This is a genomic window from Psychrobacter urativorans, from assembly GCF_904846675.1.
In the GTDB taxonomy this organism is placed as follows: domain Bacteria; phylum Pseudomonadota; class Gammaproteobacteria; order Pseudomonadales; family Moraxellaceae; genus Psychrobacter; species Psychrobacter urativorans_B.
Map to the genome: position 1 here is coordinate 1 of NZ_CAJHBT010000007.1, position 26,868 is coordinate 26,868.

Annotated in this window: 20 protein-coding genes and 3 tRNA genes; 21 read left to right on the plus strand and 2 right to left on the minus strand. The window is 43.2% G+C overall.

Annotation, left to right across the window (positions count from 1 at the left end):
* Positions 1–85: 85 nt before the first annotated feature.
* Together JMY06_RS04975 and JMY06_RS04980 are read right to left on the minus strand one after the other, a co-directional pair.
* Positions 86–574, minus strand: a complete 489-nt coding sequence (locus JMY06_RS04975; protein ID WP_201529232.1) for a RidA family protein — start codon at positions 572–574, stop codon at positions 86–88.
* A 150-nt stretch (positions 575–724) separates the two neighbouring features.
* Entirely contained in the window at positions 725–1,465 is a 741-nt protein-coding gene (locus JMY06_RS04980) for a DUF4442 domain-containing protein (RefSeq protein WP_201529230.1), read from the minus strand.
* 355 nt (positions 1,466–1,820) lie between these two features.
* Here JMY06_RS04980 and JMY06_RS04985 point away from each other — a divergent pair, with 355 nt between their 5' ends.
* The 21 genes from JMY06_RS04985 to JMY06_RS05085 all read left to right on the plus strand — a co-directional run bounded on the left by JMY06_RS04985 (position 1,821) and on the right by JMY06_RS05085 (position 26,689).
* Positions 1,821–3,341 (plus strand): McrB family protein, encoded by a 1,521-nt coding sequence (locus JMY06_RS04985; RefSeq protein ID WP_227672175.1) that lies wholly within the window; start codon positions 1,821–1,823, stop codon positions 3,339–3,341.
* Positions 3,342–3,407: 66 nt separating this feature from the next.
* A complete protein-coding gene (locus JMY06_RS04990; RefSeq protein WP_227672176.1) occupies positions 3,408–4,823 on the plus strand; it encodes an McrC family protein in 1,416 nt (471 codons plus the stop codon).
* A gap of 280 nt (positions 4,824–5,103) precedes the next feature.
* Positions 5,104–5,180, plus strand: a tRNA-Pro gene (locus JMY06_RS04995).
* Between the two features lie 94 nt (positions 5,181–5,274).
* Positions 5,275–5,351 (plus strand) — tRNA-Arg (locus JMY06_RS05000).
* A gap of 40 nt (positions 5,352–5,391) precedes the next feature.
* Positions 5,392–5,467: transfer RNA gene (locus tag JMY06_RS05005), tRNA-His, on the plus strand.
* 567 nt (positions 5,468–6,034) lie between these two features.
* The gene (locus tag JMY06_RS05010; RefSeq protein WP_201616778.1) at positions 6,035–6,982 is read left to right on the plus strand and encodes an AraC family transcriptional regulator; all 948 of its coding nucleotides are present in this window, start codon (positions 6,035–6,037) and stop codon (positions 6,980–6,982) included.
* Between the two features lie 191 nt (positions 6,983–7,173).
* Positions 7,174–8,226, plus strand: a complete 1,053-nt coding sequence (locus JMY06_RS05015) for a hypothetical protein (protein WP_201616780.1) — start codon at positions 7,174–7,176, stop codon at positions 8,224–8,226.
* An 87-nt stretch (positions 8,227–8,313) separates the two neighbouring features.
* Positions 8,314–9,525: a type II secretion system inner membrane protein GspF gene (gspF, locus tag JMY06_RS05020; RefSeq protein ID WP_201616782.1), complete on the plus strand. Its 1,212-nt coding sequence runs from the start codon at positions 8,314–8,316 to the stop codon at positions 9,523–9,525.
* Between the two features lie 666 nt (positions 9,526–10,191).
* On the plus strand, positions 10,192–10,704 hold the full coding sequence (gene gspG, locus JMY06_RS05025) for a type II secretion system major pseudopilin GspG (RefSeq protein ID WP_320157848.1): 513 nt from the start codon (positions 10,192–10,194) through the stop codon (positions 10,702–10,704).
* 393 nt (positions 10,705–11,097) lie between these two features.
* The gene (locus JMY06_RS05030) at positions 11,098–11,676 is read left to right on the plus strand and encodes a protein-disulfide reductase DsbD N-terminal domain-containing protein (protein ID WP_201616784.1); all 579 of its coding nucleotides are present in this window, start codon (positions 11,098–11,100) and stop codon (positions 11,674–11,676) included.
* A gap of 131 nt (positions 11,677–11,807) precedes the next feature.
* Positions 11,808–14,039, plus strand: coding sequence for a protein-disulfide reductase DsbD domain-containing protein (locus tag JMY06_RS05035; RefSeq protein ID WP_201616786.1), 2,232 nt, complete (start codon positions 11,808–11,810; stop codon positions 14,037–14,039).
* Between the two features lie 130 nt (positions 14,040–14,169).
* Complete coding sequence (locus JMY06_RS05040) at positions 14,170–14,730, plus strand: DUF3465 domain-containing protein (RefSeq protein ID WP_201616788.1); 561 nt, start codon at positions 14,170–14,172, stop codon at positions 14,728–14,730.
* A 210-nt stretch (positions 14,731–14,940) separates the two neighbouring features.
* A complete protein-coding gene (locus JMY06_RS05045; protein WP_201616789.1) occupies positions 14,941–16,353 on the plus strand; it encodes a phospholipase A in 1,413 nt (470 codons plus the stop codon).
* 68 nt (positions 16,354–16,421) lie between these two features.
* Complete coding sequence (locus JMY06_RS05050; protein ID WP_227672177.1) at positions 16,422–17,243, plus strand: ComF family protein; 822 nt, start codon at positions 16,422–16,424, stop codon at positions 17,241–17,243.
* 381 nt (positions 17,244–17,624) lie between these two features.
* Entirely contained in the window at positions 17,625–18,110 is a 486-nt protein-coding gene (locus tag JMY06_RS05055) for a Tfp pilus assembly protein FimT/FimU (RefSeq protein ID WP_227672178.1), read from the plus strand.
* Positions 18,110–18,634 (plus strand): type IV pilus modification protein PilV, encoded by a 525-nt coding sequence (pilV, locus tag JMY06_RS05060; protein WP_201616791.1) that lies wholly within the window; start codon positions 18,110–18,112, stop codon positions 18,632–18,634. Before JMY06_RS05055 ends, pilV begins: the two co-directional genes overlap by 1 nt.
* Positions 18,634–20,124 (plus strand): PilW family protein, encoded by a 1,491-nt coding sequence (locus tag JMY06_RS05065; RefSeq protein WP_201616793.1) that lies wholly within the window; start codon positions 18,634–18,636, stop codon positions 20,122–20,124. The genes pilV and JMY06_RS05065 overlap by 1 nt, the downstream gene beginning before the upstream one ends.
* Positions 20,125–20,203: 79 nt before the next feature.
* Positions 20,204–21,034, plus strand: coding sequence for a PilX N-terminal domain-containing pilus assembly protein (locus JMY06_RS05070; protein ID WP_201616795.1), 831 nt, complete (start codon positions 20,204–20,206; stop codon positions 21,032–21,034).
* A gap of 143 nt (positions 21,035–21,177) precedes the next feature.
* A complete protein-coding gene (locus JMY06_RS05075) occupies positions 21,178–25,638 on the plus strand; it encodes a pilus assembly protein PilC (protein ID WP_201616797.1) in 4,461 nt (1,486 codons plus the stop codon).
* Positions 25,638–26,225, plus strand: coding sequence for a type IV pilin protein (locus JMY06_RS05080; RefSeq protein ID WP_201616799.1), 588 nt, complete (start codon positions 25,638–25,640; stop codon positions 26,223–26,225). Before JMY06_RS05075 ends, JMY06_RS05080 begins: the two co-directional genes overlap by 1 nt.
* Positions 26,225–26,689, plus strand: coding sequence for a type IV pilin protein (locus tag JMY06_RS05085; RefSeq protein ID WP_320157849.1), 465 nt, complete (start codon positions 26,225–26,227; stop codon positions 26,687–26,689). Before JMY06_RS05080 ends, JMY06_RS05085 begins: the two co-directional genes overlap by 1 nt.
* The last annotated feature ends 179 nt before the right edge of the window (positions 26,690–26,868 follow it).

Here is a 26,868-nt window from a genome sequence, read left to right on the forward strand (position 1 = left end):
TCTTTGTTGTGGTAAACAAGAGTTTAAGGCGTTGCTTATTTTTTTCAACTATTCCCTAATTCTATACAGACCCTAGTCTATCCAATTATTTAGCAGCGATACATTCAACTTCAACGCTAGCACCGGCTGCTAATTCTGCAACCCCAAAGGCCGAGCGTACTGGATACGGTTTAGCCAGCTCGGTCTGATAGACTTTGTTAAAGTCGCCAAAGTCGTCCATATCAGTGAGCATAGCACTACATTTGATGATGTCTGACTTTTTATAACCGTACTGCAATAAGATGGTTTGGATATTATCCAATGCTTGCTTGGTTTCAGCTTTGATACCGCCTTTGACTAATTTGTCGTCTTTAAAGCCAATTTGTCCTGACATATATAAGGTATCGCCAACGCGTACCGCATTAGAGAAGGGATATTCACCGCCATCACCATAAAAAATAGGTGCCGATTTACTGACTGCGGTATGCGCCGCAACCGGAGCTGCCGTAGCGCTCATCGACAATGCCAAGGAGCAGGCGCCTGCCAACAAAACGGATGATAAAGTGGCGGTAAGATTTTTAGTATGAGTAGACATAGTGCTTTCCATATTTTTATTAAAGGTTATTAAAAAGTATTTTATGATTCGTGCATTTTATATGACGCATAAGGTGTCGCATTATTGCTGACGTAAATTGTTAGCTAATTTGCGTCAACGGCTTGGTTGTTATGCTAAGGTTTAGTTTTTTTAAGAATTGGTTTTGTTTGTTTCGGCCTCAATAACCGCATCAGTACCTGCTGTTTCAGCGGCTTGATTTTGGTTGCTCTCTTTACTTTGATTGTTATCTTTGTTGTTCTCTTTACCTTGCCGGCGCGCTTCTAGCTCAGATTTGGGTATCCATGCCCATATCATCTCAATAGTGATAGGCTGACGCTCGCTACCAGACTCGCGGTCATCGATAATACAAGGGATGACCATTTCACCTTTAGGGGTATTTAAAATATCTAAACGCTGCTCATCAGATAAGGTAGCTATCGCCGCGACTTGACCTTTTTTGAGCGGGCGATAAAAATCGACCGAGTAAGATTTAACCAAAAGTACCCGATCAGAAGGCAAGTTTAAGCCTAATATAAAGCCGGTTGCGGTCTCAGCAAGTAGGGTAACAGCAACCGCATGAATAGAGCCAATGTGGTTTTGTACCGCTTTGTTATTGTTCAAGCTGACCACTACTTTATTAGGTTCTACGGTTTCGTAATAGACGCCGGTGGTACCAACATAGGGTACAACCTTGCCAAAAGCTTTGGATAAAATCGCTGAGCGTGCGCCAGTAGGTAAGTATTTAGTGACTGATAATAACTTGGTAAATTGATTGTTTACGGCCTTAAGTGTGCTGCTTGGCGCGTCCTTTTGGGGAATCATGGCGTCAGATATCTTGGCTGGCAATTTAGCAGGCAGCTTGGTGGGTATTTTTTTTAATAATCCTGACATACGAGATTCCTCAAGTTGGGCTGTTTAGACAATATAATCATTATTTAATACTAATCACATGATTATTATAATATTTATTAGCATCATTGTGCATTTAACGATGACAAACTATTAAGTCATGCTAGCATTAACCGCTATTGTCCTTCTATTATAATCACAAACTACCACTACCCTAAAATAGCAGTAACGTAACCAAAAGTGCGGTGACTATAGTTTGACTGACTTTTCCCTCTTATTTTACGGCCTGTTTTATGCTCTTTTTAGTATTTCATTGTTATTGATTTTTTAGTCTTTTTAATTATTATTTGGTAAATAGTCGCCTATTTATCAAGCGCTTTTAATGCTGAGTTGCCTTATGCCAGACCTTACTATACCAAACCCCACTATGCCTGACTTTACCGCCAACTCCCCTACCAATATTATTTATACGGGTATCGCGGGCACGGGTAAAACTTACCAGCTACTACAAATCGCTAAAAATTATACCGATTATTTACCTGTAGTGGACAAGGATGCGCTGCTAAAGCAATTGGTATACAACTTAAACTGGCGTGAAGTGGTGTGCTTGATATTGTTAGACTTACAAGCTGAGCAACAGGATTTAGCAAAGGTGCCCGAAATTTTAGCCCATGAATTTTTTATGGCAAAAGCGGTACACAATGAGCGCGATAAAAATTTAAGTAATACCGCATGGTCTGTGTTACAGATGCACAGTCCGATAGAGTCCTCAACGGTGGCTTATAGTAAACGCACCGGCCAAGCTTATTTTGATAAAGATGAGAGCGGGGCGTGGTATTTATTACCATCAAGTTATGAGTTACTGGCAGAGTTGTCAGAGCAGCTGGCAGAGTTCCGGCAAGCACAGCGCGATAATCAGCCTATAAATGATAAACCGCTACACAATCAGCGTTTTAGTAAGCAGCGTTTTAGTATGGTTAGCTTTCATCAAGCCTATGGCTATGAGGAGTTTGTTGAAGGTATCAGGCCAGTGCTAAGCACGACAGGGCAAGGCAGTCAAAATGGTCAGATGCGCTACGATATTCAAGATGGCGCGTTCTTACAGCTATGCCAGCGTGCCGCCCGCGACCCTGAGCAGCGTTATGCAATGCTGATTGATGAGATTAACCGTGCTAACGTGTCGAGAGTATTTGGTGAGCTGCTAAGCTTGATTGAGCCGGATAAGCGTAGTGGGCAAGCGCAGGCAATGCAGGTGGATTTGGCTTATTCTGGGCGACCATTTAGCGTTCCTGCCAACGTCGATATTTATGCCACTATGAACACCCAAGACCATTCTTTAGCGCCACTGGATATGGCCTTGCGCCGGCGTTTTCGCTTTATTGATTGTCCACCGCAACCTGAATTATTATCAATAATTAATGTGTTCGAAAAAATAAAAAGCGGTCGAGCAGGAATCGGACAAACAGGAAGTAGTCAAGAAAAAAGTGGACAAATAAAAAGTGATACGACAACAACTATAGATTTGGCAAAGCTGTTAACCGGCTTAAATAATCGTATCATCCAAAGCTTAGGACAAGAGGCACAATTGGGACATGCATTTTTATTTTCGGTGCGCAATTTAGTACAATTACAGACGGCGTTGATTGAACAAATTATTCCCCAATTGGCACAGGCTGCTGGCGGCAATGTGCAACTCTTGCAATATTTATTTAATGATGAAGCGCAGCCCCTTAGCGCGCAGTTCATTCAGGAGGCTCAAGCCGAACTTAATCAAAATCAGAATCAACATCAAATGTTTAACAGTCAAAATGCATTGTTAGGTCAAGCAATGAGCAGCAGTGGTTACGTGATTAACCCGAATTTAATCGCTAAGATTGGTGAATTCGCGCAGCCTGCCATATATCAGCGCTTGTATTGATAAGAGTGTGAAGCAATAGATTACATGCTAAATAATAAGTTAAAGAACTCGGTTAATAATATAACAATGAGCACGCTTAAAGATTCAATTATCACTGTATTTGAGCATCAACGCTTGACGGTAAATGACTTCATCTACGCTACCGACTTTGCTTGGTTGGTGGCGCAAGAGTTTGCAGTCTTTAGCATTAAGCGCCAGCGTGGCCAGTGGCAGCTAAAAGTCGGGCATTATATTGGCATTATTATTCTACCAAGTAGCATGACCCTTGAGATATTACCCAAAGCTATTGCTAGTAATCAAAACCATAGACCATACCAACACGATGATATATCGCTAACACGCCAATGGGTACAGCAAATGCTGTCAGATTTGACCAGCGGCTTTAGCGATAATAATAGCAAGCTGCCACATACTCAAAATCTAGGCCAGCTCAGCCCAGACTTAATACCCTTATCCAAGCAAACCCCGCCATTATCACAGTGGCTAGTCGAGCAATTCTTGCAGCTATTGGCCAGTTATCAGCCTAGTAGTCATTATCAGACTCAGGTCCACAATCAATCGATGCTACAGGGCAAGCTGCTGGTCAAAGAGCAACTGCGCCGTAATCATCATCAGCCGCATAAGTTTATCAGTGAAGTCAGTACGCTGAGTAAAGATATGCTTAATAATCGCTTTATTAAAAGTGCTTTATTATTAATTAAGCCGTTACTAGAGCCATTATTGCCTACGCCTTTAGTTTCCAAATCACTGCTAGCGTGGCAGCAGGTGACAGCACTGAGTCATCATGAGTTGCAGCAATTAACACCATTGTATTTAGTTGCAAAACGTCAGCTACGCACGCAGCCGTTAACGCGGCAGCAGTTGCAAAGCGCTCAGCAACTGGTAGATGTCGCTTATTGGCTATTGCAAGGGCAACAAGCGAGCGTTAGTTCTGGTAATGGACTGAACACTCAAGTGCCCATAGCAAGTCCCGCGCAGCTGCGGCTATGCTTACTAATTAATATGAATCAAGCTTTTGAGCAGTGGGCAAGTCAGCGAATTACTGCGCTATTTGATCAGCGTGATGAAAACTCCCAGCCGTTATATCAGACTTTGTGTCAACCGCGTGATATTTGGCTACGCGATGAAGCTGGGCAGACTTGTCTGTCTATCCAGCCGGATTTGTTGGTTTATCAGCTGGATGCGGAGAATCCTAAATCTAAAAACAAAGCTGTCAGCCATGTCATTGATATTAAATGGAAGCACTTATCAAATGCAGCTGCGATCAGCGCCAGTGATGCCTACCAGTTGACCAGTTACGCGCAAGCCTATCAAGCAGAGCAAGTATGGCTAATCTATCCGGTGGCTGGCAGTACGCGTCAACCTGTCATGCTTAAACAGATAGAACATCATTACGACAATAAGCACAATCAGCATGCGGGGTTGTGGTTGATGCCTTTCAATGTGCTGACGGGGTCAATAAATAGTCTGCCTGCTAAATAGTAATAAAATTATAGGATGAAGGGTTTAACAATGTTAAGATAAGCCAAATCGCGAAAGGCGAGGTAGCTGATAACTGGTATTTTACTCGTTAAATATAACAATCAGCTAAACCTCCTCATTTAGCGTGGTTTTTCAAAGAAAGTGCAAATATATTAAAAATAAGTGTTGACACAACATGCTTTATCTCTTAATATATGCACCTCGATAGCAAGGAAGTTAATCATCTAGCAGCAATGCAAAAATTGATTAATTAACAAGTTATCGTGATAATAGAATACATCGGAGTGTGGCGCAGTTTGGTAGCGCATCTGGTTTGGGACCAGAGGGTCGTAGGTTCGAATCCTATCACTCCGACCATCTATTTCAAAAGCCTTACAGGCTTTTTTTTATGTATAATGGTTTAGTTTATCTTGTTATTAACTTACCAAAATATATGAAATGTCCTATAAGAGCGCCTGTAGCTCAGCAGGATAGAGCACCTGCCTTCTAAGTAGGTGGTCGCAGGTTCGAGCCCTGCCAGGCGCACCATTTAGCCTGCAAAACTTGCCTTTCATAGGCAACAGTTATGGCGGTTGTAGCTCAGTTGGTAGAGCCCCGGGTTGTGATCTCGGTTGTCGTGGGTTCGAGTCCCATCAGTCGCCCCATATTTTATTCTGTATAATCCTTTATATATATCTTTATAACCTCTTATATTAAAAGAATTCTTATCTTAAAAAACCTCTCGCCATTTCTGGCGTTTTTTTATGCCTAAATTTTGACTTTATCGTCTACTCTTTATATACACACTCCAAGCAATTAAATCTCTTGCTAGTCTCTAGTATTCTTATTTATTTATACTCTTTTTACTAAGCTCTATTAGAATGTCTGACGCATTCTAAATTTTATTTAGTCATATATAGACAAATTCTTTAGCGTACACTAAATTTTATTAATTATCTTTAAATAGATTATTAGTTATTTTAAATAATTTATGGATTAAAAATGATAGTGTTTAATAAAATAGGATGATTGACCCGAGTATAGTTAATGTCATATATGTTTATAAGATATGAACCCCTTTTGCTTTCAGTAATCTAAGGTTAGGATATGTTTAGCGTACGCATATTCTCCCCCGTAGTCCACGAGAAGCGATTTGTCTTGTGTAATGTCTATTAGGTGGTTTACTTTGCTACGTTTGGCTAACTCGCCATAAGTTATTAAGGATGGAATTTATGGATGCACTTAGCATGTTATTAGAAAACGTGCATTTATGTGAAACAAAATATTATTGTCTACAAGGCTCGGGTAATTGGTCATATTCAATCACTCGAAGGGATACTCTTTTATTCTATGTAGTGGTATCGGGTAGCTTTTGTATTAATGTGAACGGCAGCTTACGCCAAGCGCATGCCGGTGATATGATTATGATTCCTAATACCTATCAGCATGTGTCTTATGCTACAGACTATAATAGTGACAATGCCAAAGCCCTAGATGACAAGCTGCTTAATTGTAAAGAACATGCGATTACGCTTAATGACGATGATGACATAGGCGAGTCAAACTCGTGCTTGATATTGATCGAATGCCAATATGATAAAGAGATGATTCGGCCACTGTTATCCGTGTTGCCGTCAATTTTGCCTGAAATTCAGGCGTTACCCGAAAGTCGTTCTGAGTTCATTGATGTGGTGATCAAGCTGCTAGCGCTAGAGTCTGAATACGAGCGTATGGGTAAGACGGCGGTGATTAATCATTGGGCAAGTATCATGATGATTGAGTGTCTGCGTACTTATATTGAAAGCTTGCCGGATGCGACAGACAACTGGCTACAGGCATTGAAGGATCCCTATTTAGCAAAGGCGCTGGCAGTGATGCACGATAAGCCAAATTACAACTGGACGATTCATAAATTGGCTGAAGTGGCAGGCATGTCGCGCTCAAGCTTCGCGCAACGCTTTAAAGACATTGTGGGTGTGCCGCCCCTGACCTATTTGATAGATTACCGTTTGCGTCTGGCAGCGCGTTATTTGCGCTTACAACAAAACAGTATTAGCCGTATCAGTGAACTGGTGGGCTATGCGTCAGACTCTACCTTTAGCCAAGCGTTCAAGCGTGTCCATGGAGTGTCGCCAAAAGCCTACCGGCAGCAGTATCAAAAAAAGACACGCGTTCAATAAAGGCTTGCTGATAGCCATATTTTAGCAGTAGCAAAGCTGACAATCAGAGTGGGTTCAGGTACTATAGAGCAGTAAGTCGTATGAGCACAGCCGTCTGTTTTATCCGCCTACTGTGCCCGTCAGTTAAATGTTAATTAAACATTAATTAAATAACTGGAACGACATTTATTTTTTACTGGTGATGGTATGCTATGACCCAACCGACCTTTACATCAAATGCCAAGCCGAGTAGCACACAAGACTCGCTTGCGTCCGCCGGAGATGTTACCGGCAGTCAAACTAACTCTTCTAAACAACAGCAGTCCAAACGGCCTAATTCTGAGCGACAACAGAATGATGATAACTCTAAAACTAGCTTGCCAAAGATGCTGGAGAAATCTGAGCTATTAGCGTTATTCGTTTTACCGGTTGCTGAGTCTCCTACTTCTGAGTTACCTTCTATTAACGATACCAGTGAGATGAGTGTTGCGACCCAACGCGTGGAACTGTATCGCGTGCAGCATGAGCGTACGCGGTTATTATATATGGCGACTGCTGCTACGCGACCGACTTATTTAGTGCAAACGCTAAAACCGCAGTTTGTGGAATATCAGCAGTATCTGCTCGCAGAGCAGCTCGATAAACGCGGCTTGCTCGATACCGAAGCTCTAGAGCGGTTATGGCAGCAGCTGCATGTGGTCGATGATATTATCGGTGATATTGTGCATCATATGCCGGCCCAGCAGCCAGCAGGCTGGCAACTTACGGTTCAAGATGGCCACAATCCACTACGCTTACCTACGGTTGGTAAGTTGAAACACTCCAAGCCGATATCTGACCAAGCCAGTCTCAACAGCTATGTGCTTGGCCATTTTGGAGTCAGTAGCTTTACCTATGATCGCGGATATTATATTGGTCATGTGGTCGGCTATTTATTCAGCTGTTACTTCTGCGCGCACTTGTCTATCAGCTATGGCGTCACCGCGCTTGGCGAACAAGTAGTTGATGGTTATGACTACGCCAGTCTTGAAACGCCGCATATGGTGCGCTTGCTACAAGGTCTTGATGGTTATTGTAAAAAGCGCATCTATCAGTTGGCTGTTATCTGTGCCCGTCTAAGTGTCTATGCGTCTGATAAGCGTATCGAAAGAATGCTTATCACTGAGGTCAACGACTTCGATAAAAAATTACAGCAACAGCATTTGGATGTTTTGCTGTTACAAGGGATGATGCCGGAGAGTAATGACTCAACGCCGCTGTTTTAATCTTGCTAATTTTTTAATATGATATTTTTACGTTTATAATGCTGAGCTTGTGTTTATACGAATTGTCGCCCTAGGATATCTAACGCTATGCCCGCTTATCATTATAAAGCACTTGATGACCAAGGTGCGGTTAAAAAAGGGCTGTTAGAGGGTGATTCTGCACGGCAAGTGCGCCAGCAGCTGCGTGATAAACGCTGGACGCCAGTTGAGGTCAGCGCGGTCAATGCCACTAATGCTAGACAAAGTCAGCATAACAGCCGCTACAAAAAACCTTCTGCGTACGAGCTGGCATTATTAACCCGTCAGCTTTCTGTACTACTCGCCGCGGGCATTCCGCTTGAGGAAACGCTGGCGGCAGTCGCCAAACAGTCGCCAAAAACCCACATTAAGTCCTTGATGCTTGCCGTGCGCTCGCATGTGTTAGAAGGCTTGAGTTTAGCGCGTGCCTTACAACAAGCCACCAGCTTTCCGCCACTGTATATCGCCACTATTGCTGCTGGTGAAAAGTCGGGGCATTTAGATTTAATCCTCAATCAGCTGGCTGATTACACCGAAAATCGCTTTGCGCTACAAAAAAAAATCCAAGGGGCAATGGTCTATCCTATTGTACTAATGGTGATGGCAGTGGCGGTTATTATGGGGCTGATGAGCTTTGTGGTGCCGAAGATTGTTAAGGTGTTTGAGCAGTCTGAGCAGGCGCTACCGCTGATTACCCAAGTGGTGCTAGCCTTATCAAACATGATTACCCAGTGGTGGTGGTTAATGCTGCTGGTATTGGCAGGTATTGCGTTTTTATTCTACCGCTTTGCACAAACGCAGGCCGGCAAGTTTACGATTGATAGCATTGTACTCAGATTACCAATACTCGCGCGCCTCTCTAAAGGTCTTAATGCCGCACGCTTTGCCAGCACCCTTGCGATATTGGTGCGCTCAGGCGTTCCATTAATTGAAGCGTTACATATCGGTGCAGCGGTCACCACCAATCTACGCATCAAGCAAACCATCATTCATGCGGCCGATAGGGTTACCGAAGGCGCAAGTTTGTCCAGTCAGCTCGATAAATCACGCTATTTTCCACCAATGATGGTACAAATGATTAAAAGTGGCGAGAACTCTGGTGAGCTTGAAAGTATGCTTACCCGTGCTGCCACCATGCAAGAAGCGGAGGCGACTAACTTTATCAGTACCTTGCTGTCATTGTTAGAGCCCTTAATGCTGGTATTGATGGGCGTGGTGGTAATGATTATTGTAATGGCAGTGATGCTACCAATTGTTAATATGAATGATTTGGCGAGTTAGTTTTAATTTTCTAATGTTCAATACGGCTCAAATGTTTATATTGTCACTGAAGCCTTCCCCAGTCTTTATTTTTCAAGTTTCCCTCTCATTTTTTGTCCGTTAAACTCACTTTATCATTAACTCTAATCCATTACTAAAACTTAACCTATTTTTAGGTTTTTTAAGTTTTACTTACTGTTGTATGTTGATGTCGAACTGCTGATTTTACTATCAGCTATCTAATAGTTGGGATATAGTATCCGCTACTAAGAGTGTTCTTGGATGCAAGCGCCTGCTAGCATTAACCCTGTTTGCGCAACTTTATTATTCCTTAATGACCAATTGGTAATAAAGTGACAACAATAGGGTAGTACGCTGCGATTAAACTAGAGCACTAAGGGCTAACCGAGATTATGTCAGTGTCTATAGAAGGTTTTGTAAAAAGTTATGTAGGGGCTATTAAAGATTAGGTGAAGAAGCTTGTTTAAATATATATAGACCGATAATCACCGTGTAATAATCTACGGGCAATGGTGGATAAATATAAAACCATGGTCTATAGTAATTATTATTTAACCCTGATGTCTATATTCAAGTATCCATGTCTAAGTATCTAGGTTTAAACATCTATATTTAGCACTAACACCTAACAGTGACGACCTCCCTATGACTATGAATGCTAAGATTATGAACATTAAAGCCCGAGCAGATATGATGAGTCCGTACCCTATACAGCGTACAGCCCTGAAGCCATTAACTGATAGTCACCAAAGGCCAATATACGGGCGCAAACAGTCCGGCTTTACCTTGATTGAGATTATGGTAGTGATTGTTATTTTGGCTATTCTTGCTGGTTTGGTGGTACCCAAAGTGGTGGGACAAAGCGATAAAGCCCGAGTAAAAACGACGGAGACCGCGCTAGCAACAGTCTCTAACGCGCTAGATATGTATAAGATTGATAATTCGCGTTATCCGACCACGGCACAAGGGTTAGACGCTCTAACCACGCCGCCTACTGATGCTAAAAATTATCCTGAAGGTGGCTATATTAAAGGGGGCTACCCAACGGATGGTTGGGAGAACGAGATGCAGTATGTTGCCCCTGGTAGCGAAGGTCAGCTTTATGATTTATTTTCGCTTGGGGCTGATGGTCAGCAAGGTGGCGAGGGTCAAGACGCTGATATCTATGCTCAGCTATAGTGCTATGTTTAATGACTAATAGTAATAGGGCTATCAAACAGGTTACCGGTAGCTGGATGCATAAAGGATGAGTGTTCAAATATTTATTTCCACCTCCATTAATCAAGCTGCCATCAACTAGTTTATAAATATCAACCAATAAGGCCTTATTGGTTGATATTTTTTATGAACGCTCAGTACCCTTTATGAACGCTTGGTATAAAAAACCTATTGAATGCTAAGTAATAAACATCATAAAAAAGCTCTGATATAAAGTCATAATACAAAAATAAATTTAAATAGAAAGAAAGCTGTAACACTGTTGTTAGGTAAGTTTGCCGTATTAATAAACCCATTAGCAGCTGAGTCTGTGTAAACGTTAATAATAAGTTAATAACAACAAGGTAGCCATTTATGTCCATTAAGACACCATTAACTCTATCAGCATCAAATAAATTGACAAGCAAATCGACCTCTAAAAAGTCTCATATCTTTGCACTTGCCTTAGCCAGTATCTCGTTATTTACAGGACTGATGGCAACCTCAATGACAGGGCAAGCCGCTGGTTTGAATGACTTGTTTGGTAATAGCCAAAGCAGCGCATCGAAGTTTTTATCAGTCGATCAAGCCTTTCAAGTGAGTAGCAGTAGTAAAGCTACGTCTACAGGTACCCGCTTTTCGATCAATTTCGATATAACTCCAGGTCATTATGTTTACAAAGACCAGCTTACTTTAAGTTTTCCTAAAGGTGTGAGAGCTACGCCTTTTACTTTTAGTCAGTCTCCGGTTTCAATTAATGATCCAACTTTTGGTAAAGTGCCCGTATTTACTCAAAGAAATGTGGTAGCAACCACAACTTTGACATCTACGAATGGCAAGCCTATAAAAAATGCAGCAGTCGTTATTGGCTGGCAAGGTTGTGCTAAAGCAGGACTCTGTTACCCGCCCGAAAAAATTAAAACCACGGTTAACGTTGCGGCAACCCGTAAATAGTTATTGAGTAGGCCGTAATAAAAAGTACAAAAAGTATAAGCATCATAAAGGTACAGATATAACGCCGACCCTAGATGAGCCTGTTGCATTAGCAAGTCTGTTTAAATGTTAGTAATAAAAGGTAGCCCTTCATGTCTATAAAGACGCCGACAAAAAAATCATCGTTAACCACAAAAACCAACTCCAAAAAGTCCTATCTCTTGGCGCTGGCAGTAGCCAGCACCTCGCTGGTTACAGGACTGACTGCCACGACAATGACGACTCAAGCGGCCGGTTTGGGTGATTTATTTAGCAGTGATCAAAGCGGCGCGCAAAAGAAGTTTTTACCCGTAGATCAAGCCTTTCAGGTCGGCAGTACGACAAAAGCTGTCGCCAATGGCACGCGTTTATCGATTAACTTTGATATCACGCCTGAACATTATGTCTATAAAGACCGCATCAAATTAGATTTGCCTGCTGGGGTGAGCGCCGCGCCGTTTACGTTTAGTCAGTCGCCAGTCTCAATTGATGATCCAACCTTTGGACGTGTACCGGTATTCGATCAAGCAAATATGGTAGCGACCACGACTCTGAGCACTAGTAGTGGCAAAAGTGTCAGCAATGGTGCCGTGGTTATTGGCTGGCAGGGCTGTGCAAAGGCTGGCCTCTGTTATCCACCTGAAAAGATTAAAACTACGGTTAATATTGCAGCTACTCCGCAAAAAGCAGCGACAGCGCCTGTTAATGCTGCTAGTAATACCAATGCCAGTAGCAATTCAAAAACAGATGCTGCAAAAGCAACAGCCACTGCTAACTCTGAACAAAAAAACACCAATACTGCTGACAATGCCGTAAACACAATAACTGGTGCTGATACGACTACCGATGCTGAGCAACCGCTGCAACAGGGCAGTGATTCTGACGGTACTTTAGTAGGTGACGGCTCTTTAGATAGCAAGGATTCAGAAAGCACTGATTCAGAAAGTACCGATATAAGTGCTACCAATACGATTTCTGGTGCAGACAGCAGTGTGATAAGTACTAATGCTGCTAATGTTACTAATGGTGATGTTGCTGCTAACAATCTGGAGGAGAGCGATCCGTTTGGCTTAGCCAAGCATCCTTGGCTGGCATTGGTTTTATTATTCTTAGCAGGTTTGGGACTGGCATTTACCCCTTGTGTGCTCCCGATGCTGCCTATCGTTGCCAATATTGTCGCCCATCAACAAAATCCAACGGTCAAAAAAGGCGTCATTTTAACCACCAGTTACGCGATAGGGGTATCTATTGCTTACGGTATTCTGGGGGCAGTGATTGCGGTATTCGGTGAGTCATTAGGTATTATCGGCTGGCTACAAAACCCAATTATCTTGATTAGCTTTGCTATAATTTTTGTATTATTAGCGCTTTATATGCTCGGTGTATTTTCCATCCGCTTACCGCGTTTTATTACCAGTAAGATGCAAGGCTTAAGCCAAGCCGGTGATAGTAAAATGGGTAGCGCAGGTGGCAGCTTGGCAGCTGGGTTCTTATCCGCGTTAGTTGTGTCACCTTGCGTCTCTGCACCATTATTTGGAGCACTGCTTGCAGTCTCGACCATCGGTAGTCCGCTATTGGGTTTTGCGGCATTATTTATGCTGGGCTTTGGTTTATCAGCGCCACTTATTTTAATCGGTGCCACCCAAGGTAGTATCATGCCCAAAGCTGGCGAGTGGATGAACTGGGTCAAGCAAGGCTTTGCGTTATTGCTGTTTGCTGTGGCCTTATTATTGATTGAGCGTGTCTTTATATCGCCGGTCATGTTATTGGTATGGGCGCTATGGTTTATGGTTGTGGCGACGTGGGCATGGAGCTGGTTGGGCAAAGGCCGGATGCTAACTCAAGCACTTGGTCTAGTGGCTGGTATTTGGGCCGCTACCCTAATTATTGGTGCAGCATTGGGCAATGATGACAGTCTGCATCCGTTAGCATCATTAAGTGCCGCCCCAATGTCTATTCAGTCTATAGGTGGACAATCTATGGGCGGTCAGGCTACGAATGTCAATAATGTATCTGATGAGAAGATCACTACGCTAGCAGAGCTGGATGCTATTACCGCTGCAAATCCTAAAGTGCTGGTTGATTTAACAGCCGATTGGTGTGTTGAGTGCCGTATTATGGACAAGAACTTATTCCATAATCGTCCTGCACAAATGCAAGGCTGGCAGTTGGTGCGTTTAGATATTACAGACACTACTGCCGATTCTAAAGCCATCTTAGCCCGTTATAAGTTATTCGGGCCACCAACGTTGCTCTATTATCAAGACGGTCAACTGGTCAATAAACAAGTCGGTGAAATCGGCCGTGAAGAGTTTGAACAGACATTGACGGCGCTGAATAAATAACGCAAAATTAAAACGCCTTAATAACTTTAAGTCTTATCAACGAGTCAGCGCTGTTATATAACAGTTGCTGGCTCGTTTATTTTTACCCAACCCTCTCTATAACGCCTTAAAGAAGATTACCCTTATTATTATGAATATTTTTGAAAGCTCAAACGCGTTTGTAAAGCAGGCTCGATACTTAACAACAAGCTTACTTGCCGCTATAGTTTTGCTAAGTGGTTGCCAACCAAACGGGTCGTTATCTGCGGCTGACGATGCATTTTCTGATATTGCACCCACCTATATTGAAGGCGTGGCTGATGCGCCAGCCGATCAAACAATAGCAACGAGCGTTACTGCTCATAGCTGTCAAAATGACTTGGTAGTAAAGGCTTTTAAATCAAAGCAATCAGACAGGCAGGTTAAGGGTTGCGGTACTATTATTAAAGCCTTGCCCGATGATAATAAAGGCAGCCGCCACCAAAAAATACTCATTGAGCTCGATGGAGTCAGCCCCAAGCAGACCTTATTATTGGTGCATAATATTGATTTAGCCCCACGGGTTGCTGACGTGTCGCGGGGTACAGCGTTGAGCTTTTATGGTGAGTACGTTTATAATAATAAAGGTGGACTAGTACACTGGACGCACCATGATCCAGCCGCCCGTCATCAAGGTGGCTGGATTGAAAGTGGCGGTGTGCGTTACGATTGAATGCTCAATCATTACTAGTAACGGACGTGTATTTTCATTACAATAAAGTAACATTTATAGAGCAGCGATACTAATTGGCTATTGCTGCTTTTAATACCTGTATGTCTGTTAATTTTTATATTAACGTTTAAGTCAACGGTTACATCAATTATTGCCTCAGTTACCCAAGATACTCTGCTGGCTGCAATGCCGGTAAGATAAAGGACATCTATGTTTGCTCATATTCTCTCATTGCGTCAAAGCGTTCCCTACCAAGGTGTTCCTACTTCCCTAAGCCTTGCTATTGGACTAGTGCTAATTGGTGGTAGTGTGCAAGTACAAGCCGCCAATAATAACCCAGTATATAATGAGCTACCAGTAGAAAATATTAGCGTAGGCGCTACTGATAACTCGCCAAAAGTGGTTTATAAGCGTTTACAACCCGCCAAAGTAACGGTTGATGATAGTAAACTGACCGATACAGATTTTGTGACAATGAAGGCGAAGCTGTTTGTTGAATGTACCCAAGTACAAAGTAGTGCCGCGCGTTTGGCCTGCTTTGATCAAGTGGCCCAGCAAGGTACGATACCAAGCTATACCATGACAAAACAACCGTTAGATATAGCAAAGACCTTCAAAACTACGGTAACAGGCAAGCCACAAGTCATACTTGCAGAAGAAGATGCCGATACTGCTGGACTACTTACTAATCAGTCAGCGTCTAACCAGTCGGTATCTAACGATAGCCTAGACACGATTGGACTGACTGAGAGAGAAGCACAAGTGTTAGAAGATGTCGGTGTCACGCAAACGGATATCGAAAAATATACACCGCTAAGTCTAACCTATGATTTGGACAAAAACAGTGAGCGCGGTACGTGGACAGTAAGACCCCATAACCCTAACTATATACTCCCTTTATTTTATACGGTTGACCCTAACTTGAGTCCAGAGACACCGTCGCAAGAAAAAGAGTCTTTTACTTCTAATGAAATACGTAATACGGAGCTAAAATTCCAGTTATCTTTCAAGACCAAAGTTGCTGAGGATTTATTTGGTACTAGCGCCGATATGTGGTTTGGTTATACTCAGCAGTCGCATTGGCAGTCTTATAATGAGGACAATTCACGGCCATTTCGGGCTACTGACTATCAGCCGGAGGTTTTCATAACGCAGCCCGTCACGGCCAACCTACCGTTTGGTGGACGCCTGCGAATGCTAGGGGCAGGGGCAATACACCATTCAAATGGTAAGTCAGATCCTGTATCGCGCTCATGGAATCGTGCTTATCTGATGGGCGGTGCTGAATGGGGCAAGTTCTCGATTGTACCGCGTATATGGACGCGAATAAAAAATGAAAATGAGGATCAGGATGACAATCCAGATATTGAAGACTTTATGGGTCATGGCGATGTAACTTTCCTTTATGATCTACCCAATCAGAAGAGCCTAAGTGGTACCTTGCGCTATAACACTAAGACCAATAGAGGCGCCGCGCAAATTGACTATGTCTATCCATTGACGAAAAATGTCAATGGCTATGTACAACTGTTCCAAGGTTATGGCGAGTCTATTATTGACTATAACTACGAGAATACAGCGATTGGTGTTGGGATAGTGCTCAATGATTGGAAAGGGTTTTAAGCTGAGGCATCTTTTATGGTAGTCGCTCATGACAGCTGTTTATGGTGGTTATTTATGGTACGTAGCACATGCAGCGTTTAGCCCCTTATCAAAGCGGCTTATGGTTGGCAGAGTATTTTAATAATTGCTGTCAGCTCTGCCGTATCTACCGCAGTGAGCAGCAACGGTCGGCATCATCTACAAATCGGGTCGATCTGCCGGCTAAGGGTCTGCTGTCATCAGTAAGTAGACGTTTAAATAAGGGGCTGTTATGTTCGCGCTGTCATGATCTTATCATGTGGCTACCCACGCCTTTTATAGTTGATATAGCCGCAGGGTCATCGCTATCTATTCAAGCGGCGAGCTATTATGACTATCCTATCCGGCAAGCCATTCGCGCCTTTAAGCACCATGAAGATATGACCAGGCTGCCACTACTGGTACATGCCGTGCGTCAATTACCCCGTCCTCAGAGCTGTCATGCCGCCAACAGCGTTATTGTTCCCATGCCTACCACCTCCAGTCGGTTAATGAGGCGTGGCTTCGATCCTGTGACCGTTCTATCCGCTTATTTATCGCAGCACTGGCAAATTCCACTATGGTATGGAATACAGCGTATTGACAATACGGTCAGTCAACAAGGTTTGAGTCGTGCTGAACGCCTTACTAATCTTGATAATGCCTTTACCCTTACCGAGCCACCGCCGGTCAAACGGTTATTATTATTCGATGATGTGGCTACTACTGGCGCCAGTCTGCAAGCGTTGGCACGTACGCTGCTCCCTCAATCCGTGATGGAAAGCGCTGTCACCAGCCAATCTCCCATCGGTCCCAACGCGCATACTTCCAGCGCTAATTCTTATCAGATTACTGCCTACGCCCTTGCGCATGGCAGCTCTTATCATAAGTAGTACTCGTCTAAAATAACCATGACCCTATCTTAAATATCCTCACGTCATGATGGGGCTGACGTTCCGAGTTTAAGCACAATTTTTTGTATATTGAAAAATACTAGATCGTTTTGATGGTGAGCTCTTTAAGTCAGCAGCCTTTAAAGAAGACTTTTAAATAATTTTAAACATATTTCTCAACTAGGTTCCTATATTTAATAGCTTGCACGCTGAAAATATACATAATTATATAAATATAATGGAATGAAAATTGCATGCTATTACTATTATATTAGTAATAAATTGTTTAGAGACAAATGTTTTATTTATGAATGGTAATAGTGATAAAGGCCTTTATTTCTCTCATGTAAAATTGGCAGTAGTCAGCAATAGGATAGTGATGTGAACGCATCTATAAATAGTTCGTCATACCCGCAACTTGCGAGCAGCTCAGGATTTACCCTGATTGAGCTGATGGTGACTATCGCCGTTCTCGCGATCATCGTGAGTATCGCCGCCCCCAATATCAGCACTCAGCTTGCCAACCAGCGAGTAAAATCAACGACAGCTACCCTGAATAATGCGCTAAAAGAAGCCAAAGTTGAAAGCGTGATTCGCCGGCAAGTAATGTCGTTGACCTATAAAAACAGTAGTATGACTCCGGGCACTATTAGTATCACCGACCCAGAATCAAGCGTAGTTGCGACTTATCAGTATGATACTAAAAGCATAATAAGTGCGGCTAATAGCAAGATAGATTTTAAACCCAACAAAACTGCTGATGAGAAAATTTACACTATTTGCGATAGCAATAGCGTCGCCAGCCCTAGGCAAATCATGGTCAGTGCCGTAGCGAATATCACCAGTCAGCTTGGAGGGAAGTGCTAATGTATCGGTTCAAACAACGCGGTGTCGGACTGGTAGAAGTGCTGGTCGCGGTCTTACTATTATCGGTTGCCGTATTGGGTTTTAGCGCTTTACAGCTGCGGGCGATAAGCGCCACCGACGAGAGCTTAGTGCGTACGCAAGCACTGAGCGTCGTGCGCGGTCTGGCAGAAAACATGCGTGCCAATGCCGGCGAGCTCGATACTTACAAGGATGCTGTTAATGCTGCTGATTCAAGCACCACGGCTGTTGACAGCTGTCAATCGTTAAGTAACAGCTGCACTTCTGCACAATTTGCGGTAAAAGAATCAAATAATGCAGTGGCTAAATTGAATGAGTATGACATTAAAATAAAAATGGACAAATGTCCTAGTAATGAGAGTATTCCAGAATTTTCTAAAATTAAATGCGTCATTGCTGCTTGGGGTGACACACTGCCAGAAATGAGTGCAAGCACTGATGCTTGTGCCAATACTGATGGCATCTATAACAGTGGCAGCACTTGTGTCATCGTGGAGGCGTACTAATGAAAGATAACATCCCGCAGGACCTCATAGACCAGTATGGCTTCACCCTTATCGAGATGATGATATCACTGGTATTGGGTCTGCTAATATCGGCTGCCGTTATGCAAGTGTTTTTGACCAGTCAGCGTGTGGATCGTATCCAGACAGCAGGCTCTGAGATTCAGGACAAAGCGGTATTTGGACTACAGTCTATTGAGCAGCAAATACGGCTGGCCAATCTGGGTAATAACGGGGTAGCTATTAACGATAGCACTGCTTTGGGCGGCATTGTACTGACTGCCGGTGAATACGTCAGTGGCGATGGCGATGGTGGTGGCGCTGGCGATGGCGATGGTGAAGGCGATGGCGATGGTGATGGTGATGGTGAAGGCGATGGTGAAGGCGATGGTGAAGGCGATGGTGAAGGCGATGGCAATGGCAACATTAGTGAAGCAGATAAGGAAAAAAAGAAAAAGTTAGAAGGAGATGCGAAGAAGTTAGAAAAAAAAGCGAAAGAAAAAGATAAGGAAGTTCTAGAAAAAGAAAAAGAAGTTAGAGAAAAAGAAAAAGAAGTTAGAGAAAAAGAAAAAGAAGGAACACAAAAAGAAGTTCGGAAAAAACAAGCAGAAGTAGCTGATAAAATAGCAGAATTGGAAGAGAAGAGGGCAGAGGCAGCTAAGAAAAGAGAAGAAGCCGCTAAGAAAAGAGAAGAAGCCGCACAAATAGGGAATAAAAGCTCTTACAATGCTAGAAACTTTCAAAGAGCAGACTTTCAAAGAGCAAGCTTTCAAAGAGCAGACTTTCAAAGAGCAGACTTTCAAAGAGTAGCCGCATCAAGCTCGTCAGAATTGTTTAATGTTATGGTAAAAGGTAGTTTGGGTGCGAGCTACTTGACTCGCAGTTATAATACAAGCTCCGAAAATAGTGGTCTAAGTAATACCGACCAGCCAAGTGATCAGCTGACCATTCAATATATCAATACCACAGGTCGCACGCTTTACGACTGTGAAGGTAAAGATATTGAGCCCGACGCACATGTGATTACCCGCTACTTTATAAAGGAAAGTAGTGTTAAGACTGGCAAAAATAAAGCCAGAAAAAACCTCAATCTTAACTGTGACGCTGGCCGTATAACAAACGATGGTGTGCTCAAAGATTTTATGGGTAGTGGCACCACCATTATCGAAAACATAGATCAGTTTAATATTCGCTTAGGCGTTCAGCAAACTGATGACACCAGCGGTATATTAACTTATGCAGATATGACGGTATCAGATTATATGTCGCTAACAGGTACAAAGCCCTCTATTACCAATATCAGGATTGCCATATTGGCCAGAAGTACGGCTAACAGCCCAGATGCGAGTCCTAATGAATTTGATATGTTTGGCACTGAACAGGAGTTAAAAGAACAAGATGATGCGCCTAAATATCTACGCCGTGTTTATGAATCTAATATATTATTGCGTAATGCCCGTATCATGAATATCATTGAAACTAGCGTCACATAAGCTATAAACAGTCGTCATTAGAGTGAGTATGACCAATTTCGCATTTGTTGCTGATGCATATTAATAAAGGTAGTTAGCCATGAATATCAATAGACCTCACGCGCATCCTTCAGTAGCATCCGATCAGCGCGGCGCGGTATTGATTGTGGTATTGCTGTTTTTAGTATTGATTATGCTCGTTGGGGTTATTGCGGTACGTAATAGCACGACCGATTTAAAGCTTGCGACCAGTGATCAGATCAATACTGTGCTATTGCAATCGTCAGATAGTGTCAATAATAAGATTGAGATGTCGGTCAACGGTGATCCTATCAGTGAGGAACATAAACAAATTATGAGCTTTACCGGCATTTTTGGATATTATATTCTCAATGACAGTGCGAACGAAGACATTATTGACTTCTGTTATCGTCCACGCGCGGGCTTCTTTAATATAGACAATGCCGTGATACGTCGTAATACTGGTATGCTTGTTAGTAATAACGAAGGCTACTGTGACCCTGAAGCCACCGGCGACTATACCAGCGCCCGAAATACCACCATGACCCAAGTGATGGTCAAAAACGTCAGTAAAGCTGCTGGCGCTAGAGCTTTTGGGCATATGACCTTAGGCTCAGATACTGAAGCCAAAACGACAAAAATGCATACCTTCGAGATTTACTCAACCTCAGTGTTGCCTTCTTATGGCAATGCCAAGACTAAGAATATTCAAGAGTGCTTTCAAAAAGACGCGTCGGCAGCAATTGATAGTGCTGATAGTGTGTCTAAATGTATGACCGATAATAATGTTCCTAATAAAATGCTCGTCGAGCAAGTTGATGTGGCCAATATTCAAAATGGGGAGTTTTGTAACTTTTTTGGTAAAGGCACTAATGACAAGAGTTCAAGTCAGCTGTGTAAAGACAGCTGATATTTGTTGATCTGTATCAGATATATAGTTAATAAAGCGCTCAAAAACCGATACCCGTTGTATAACATCTGCTCGGTCACTTTATTACCGTTATTCTATTTATACCATCGCGTCTATCATAGCCGTCCTAAAGAGATAACATTATGAAAATTAAGAAGCTCAATCGTTATCATACGCCAACAGTGGCGGCTAGTGGCACTCATGCGCAGCAATCGAGTAAAGCACGGTGGCGCACTTCAAGCTTGAGCGCAGTGGTCATGACTATGATGTGTATGACCATGTCACAAGCGGCTGTCGATGAACAAGGTGTGGTGAGCAAGATGGGCGACTTAAGTATCTATCAGCCAGCTGCCACTGCCCGTACTAACCTTATGATGATGATAGATACCTCAGGCTCGATGGGTATCAGCTCACTGGTGTTGCCTAAAGATAATGAATACGGTAGCCCAGGGGATGTGGACACACCACTATGTGCGCGCGTTCCAGTGGCGGAGTATCAAAGTAATCGATCAAGTACTAATAGTATTTATGAGTGGGCATATAACCTCACTGATGACTCAACGGGCGGTAGAACTTCTATTAAGAAAAGTGTGGTGATTGGTGGTCAGACGATCGGATATTACGTTCGCGGCTGTACAAAAAATGGCGTGACAGAATTAGACCGTTTATCACGCCTAAAAGATGCACTATTGCCACTGTTAGCAAGTGAGCAAATCAGTAATAAGGTCTATATGGGACTTGGGCATTTTTCTACTAAGACGGATATAAATATTGGTACATCTACTAATAAGCTGGTTGATGGTCACTCTGGTCGCATACTGGTACCCTCGGCACCGCTGACTATTGCCCAGCGCCGAAAAATTGCCAGAGCTTTGGCTGATATTAAATCGCTTGATACGACGACTAATGAAGACGGCACTACGAATGCTAATCTTAAGCTATCCAGTAACAGTTATCCAAACGTAATCAAATCATCGAGTGGTACACCCACCGCTCATGCGTATGCTGAAGCGGGCGCGTACATGATGGGTACAGGCACAGGCTATGATAGCCGTGAAGCTAACATCAGTAAGATTGAAATTCTCTATGATGGCTATATGGTTAAGCAGAGAAATGTTAATTCAGATGAGCAAGTGTATTTTGTTTGTGCGGTGCTCGGTACCAAAAGTCCTGCAACTGCGATTGGTGCAACAGTAAGAGAGTGTGATAACAACTGGCCTGGGTATGAAAATAACTATAGTAATAATCTTGCAACATTAATCAAAGGGGGTATATATAGACCAAACGGTCAAGGGGGTTGGCATAAAATTACTAATAAAGCTGACTTCGATTCGAAGATAATACTTGACTCTAAAGTAGGTGCTAACGTGACTATATCTAACAGATGGGAAGCCTATACCAAGCTTCCTGTCGGTTGGCGCTATGGTGGTTGGCAAAAAGTCGCGCAAGAGCCTCTCGATATTGAACCTGTTGTCGGAACGGTATGGGGATATAGGGATAATATCATAGGACTGGTATCTTACCGAGTTAATCCGTTTCAGTTGGTTGATGGCAAGGATAATATGGTAGGAAGTTTGAGATATTATAAGAGAGACGATGTAAATGATAAAGAAATTGTAGATTTTAGCAATAAAACCTATATCAAGGGCAGTAGTAAAGAGAGTTGCGATAGTAATGGTATTTACTTCTTAACCGATGGCGCGCCCAACTCGACCAAAGACGCCATGGCTAGTAAGATTATGGGTCGCTCTTTAAACATAGATGGAATTAGTATAGATAACATTGATGCCGACGACAAACTGATCTCTCCATTGTTACAATCTGATTTATTTCCTGGTGAGACCGGAGGTTGGGAATATATCGGTGAGTATGCCAAGCGCTTGTATGATCCTACAAAAAACCCATCTGGCGCTAGTATCAGAACGGCAGTGGCAGGTTTTGGCTCCTCATTTGCGGGTATTCCCAAAAAGCCTGATGATACCTATGATTGTGATAAAGCCACTAATTTAGATGCCAAGAATGCCTGTAAGTGGGGCGGCCCTGAATATGGTCACGGTGGTTTCTTTTACGCTGAGACCTCACTTGATATTGCCAGTAGTGTGCAAAAATTCATTACGGACTTGAATCAAACGATTAACACCATTCCAGCGGGTACCATCAGTGTGCCCGATGACCCTTATCAAACCAGCGCCACCTTGCCTTATGCCTATTTGCCAATGCTTGAGCCAAAAGTGGGTGACAATTATAGGGTATGGCCGGGCAACCTAAAAAAATACGACACCAAAAATGGCACGTTATATGGTAGAGGTGGTACTCGCTTATATAACGATAAAAGCGGTGCGTTAAATGGTGCTGCGCCAGATCTATGGCAGTCGTCTTATCTCAGCTCAGGCAACAATGCGGTACATACCGGCGGATTTTATGCCCAGCTTATCGCGCCAAATACGCAGTCTCCTGCCAGTACGCGCAACGTGTTTGTCGAAAACTATGTCGGCTCTGAAGGTGCTGCTATCTCTGACGGTGTGGTAAAAATTGGTGTTGAGGACAGCGGCAAACCTTTTGGTTTTCCTATTGTGAATGACGCTGTATATGGTCAAAATGGACGAACGCTTCTACAGTCCAAACGCTTATTACTCAACTTTTTGGGCTATACCATCCCTTATGAGACAGATGACCAGACGTTGATTTATGAGTTTAGAATGCAGAACTACTTGCCAGAGTCGCCCATCCGCCAAGTGGGCGGGGTGGTGCATTCAAAGCCTGCGCTCGTCTCTTATAGCGCTGAGGTCGATGCGGCAGGAAACGTCACCTCAGATAGGCGCGATGATTATCTGCTATTTGGTACGATGGATGGAGCCTTACACATGGTCGATGCCAAAACAGGACGCGAGCAGTGGGCGCTCGTGTTGCAAGAGATGTTTCGTAAGCAACCTGAGGCGCTTGTACAGGGAGCTATGGGCGAGCTTGCTTTTGGCGTCGATGCGCCGTGGTTGGTCAGCGCAAAATATCGCTATAATGCTAGTGGAAAAGGTGATGAAAGAACGCGTAAGGTTTCATTATATAAACCTAAATCTAGCGATGAAAACGATCAAACAAACACCAGTAACTTCTTACCGCTCGCCGCTTATGGTGGCTTCCGCATGGGTGGTGAGGGTCTGTATGGTTTAGACTTAGCGGATAAGAATACGCCTAAAATTCTGTTTAGCATCACGCCTGACACCGCTTATGATACGCCGAAGTTACATCAGAATAAAAACGGTAAACAAGAAACGAATACCGGAACAGACTACAACAATGTTGGACAAATCTGGAACACTGTCACTACTGCCCGTGTCATGAACTCGACTTCAAGCGACAGTAAATATAAGGACGTCATCATCTTCGGGGGTGGCTATGATATGGGCTATGAAGATCCGCAGTTTGCTCCAACACCCTTACCAACAACAGACACAACAACAAAAGGCAGCTCTATTTATATCGCTGATGCCAAAACCGGAGAACATATATGGTCGTGGAATAACCCTCAAAACCACAGTATCGTCGCTGGTGTCACCGCCCTTGACCGTGATAATGATGGTTTATTCGATCATCTGTATTTTGCTGATTTAGGCGGTAATGTCTTCCGTGCTGACTTTATTAACAAAAAGGGCGAAATTAATAAACCTGCCGAACCCTTCAAAAACGTACGCGTCGTTCGTATCTTAGATGCCTCCAAAAAAGAGAGCGCTACAACTGCTCTAGCGTATCGCTTTTATAACCGTCCGGTAGTCAGCTTTTATCAAGACAATAGCAATAACCTCTTTGCACTAGTGAATATTGCCTCAGGGGATCGCAGCTCACCATTATCTAAGCACCGTACCAATATTGATCAGGCAAATAGAGTCTATGGCATTATTGATAGGGATGTGACCCAAGCTGATATTTTAGATGACAAAATGAAGCTAACGATTAAAGATTTAACCGAATTTGGTCATCTAGTTGAGCTTGGTGGTGCTAAGCTGACTGCGAATACCAAAGATGCAAAACTGGCATTAACCCAATCCATGATAAATAAAGAAAAACATGGTTGGTATTACCCCTTAACCCGCTTTGCCGGTTTTGAAAAAGTCCTAAATGTTAAAGCTGTAGGCGACTACCGTGTGATTAACAACTATCTCTATATGTCGGTATATGACCCTAATATGTCTTATGGCGAAAAGAGCATTTGTGATGCGCAAACGCTCGGCGGCTCAGAAAATCAGCTGTACTGCTTGCCATACGGCGTTTGCATGGATGAAAGCTCTACTACAGGTACTGGCGGTTTTGTCTCAGCAGGTGAGGGTATCCAAGAACTAAGCCTTGGCGCAGTGAACAAAGACAACCTAAATACCACTGTTTTGCTCGGCACGCGCACCCTCAGCGAGCGGATTCTTGCGGGCAACCGCGTGGACTATGGTGAAGGTGGTACTGACAAAGGCAAAGCGCCGTCCAAACCTACAGCAGTGCCGCAACCAGGTGATGATTACGCGGGTGTTACAACTGCAAACGGTGACGGCTCAATGGCAGACTTATTGTTCCGCGATCGCTTCGTACTCAAGCCTACCCAGTGGTATGAGGGTAACTGATGCACACTTTAGATAGCAGCAAAACAAATCAAGTTGTGAAATGTGAGGGTAGAGCCAGTAGTCTTGGCTTTACCCTAATAGAGATGATGGTTATTGTCTCTATTATCGCCATACTTGCCGCTATCGCCATTCCCAGCTATCGCCGTTACGTAGTGATGAACGCTGAGCGTGAGACTCAAGCCAAGATGATGCAACTACAAATTCAGCTCGAGCGTTGGCGTGCATCAGCACTGACTTATAAAGGTTTTAAGCCGCAGCTCGTTAATGGCAGCACAGCGACCTATGCTTATGATGATGACCCCGTTAATAAAACCATCTATGTTCCCAGCGGCAGCGATGAAACTAACTATCGTTATAAAATTACGCTTGTTGATGGTGATATAACAGAATCTATTAATAGCTTGGTATCAAATAAAACTGTTGACAGTGGCATCGGACGCACATGGAAAATGCTCGCTGAACCCAATACCACCGGCGTGACCAAAGGCGCGCATAACATCATGATGACCAGTACAGGCATGCGTTGTAAAAGTAGCAAAGTCAAGATTGAAGATGTCGACTGCGGTATTGGACAGGAGGACTGGTAATGACCGTAATATTGGATAAATCGATAGCGGATAAATCAATGAGCTTATCAGCACCCCAGCGTGGCTTTAGCCTTATTGAGCTGATGATCGTGGTCGCTATCATTGGTATAGTTGCCGCCATTGCCTATCCCAGCTATCAGCAATACGTCATCAAGTCCAAGCGTACTGATATGATGAGTGAGATGCATAATATCGCTACTGAAATCGAAAGTCGCAAACTGGCACAAGGGAGCTATCCTGCTATTAGTGATGATGTTATTACAGATTTTGCAGTAGGATATCCTAAAGGTGATGCACTATATGAGGTCACTATTGACCCCAACGATCCACTGACTGATAAATGGAAAATCACTGCCATGCCCAAAACGGGCACTCAAATGGCTGCCGATGGCGACCTCAGTCTTGACTATCAAGGTATTAAATGTCGAGGAGAAGTTTGTAGCATGGGAAATGATTGGAATTAACCTAAAATTACCGAATTTTGACTACTTGAAAGGTTATGTGACAAAAAACGTCACCCAAACTTACAATGTGCGCGTATAAGTGTCTTAAAGTGACAATTATCGGTAAGTTAACCGTAACATTAGGAAATGAACAAAATTAGTCACCTTAATAAATCTCTAGTAAGCTCTAACTATAAATT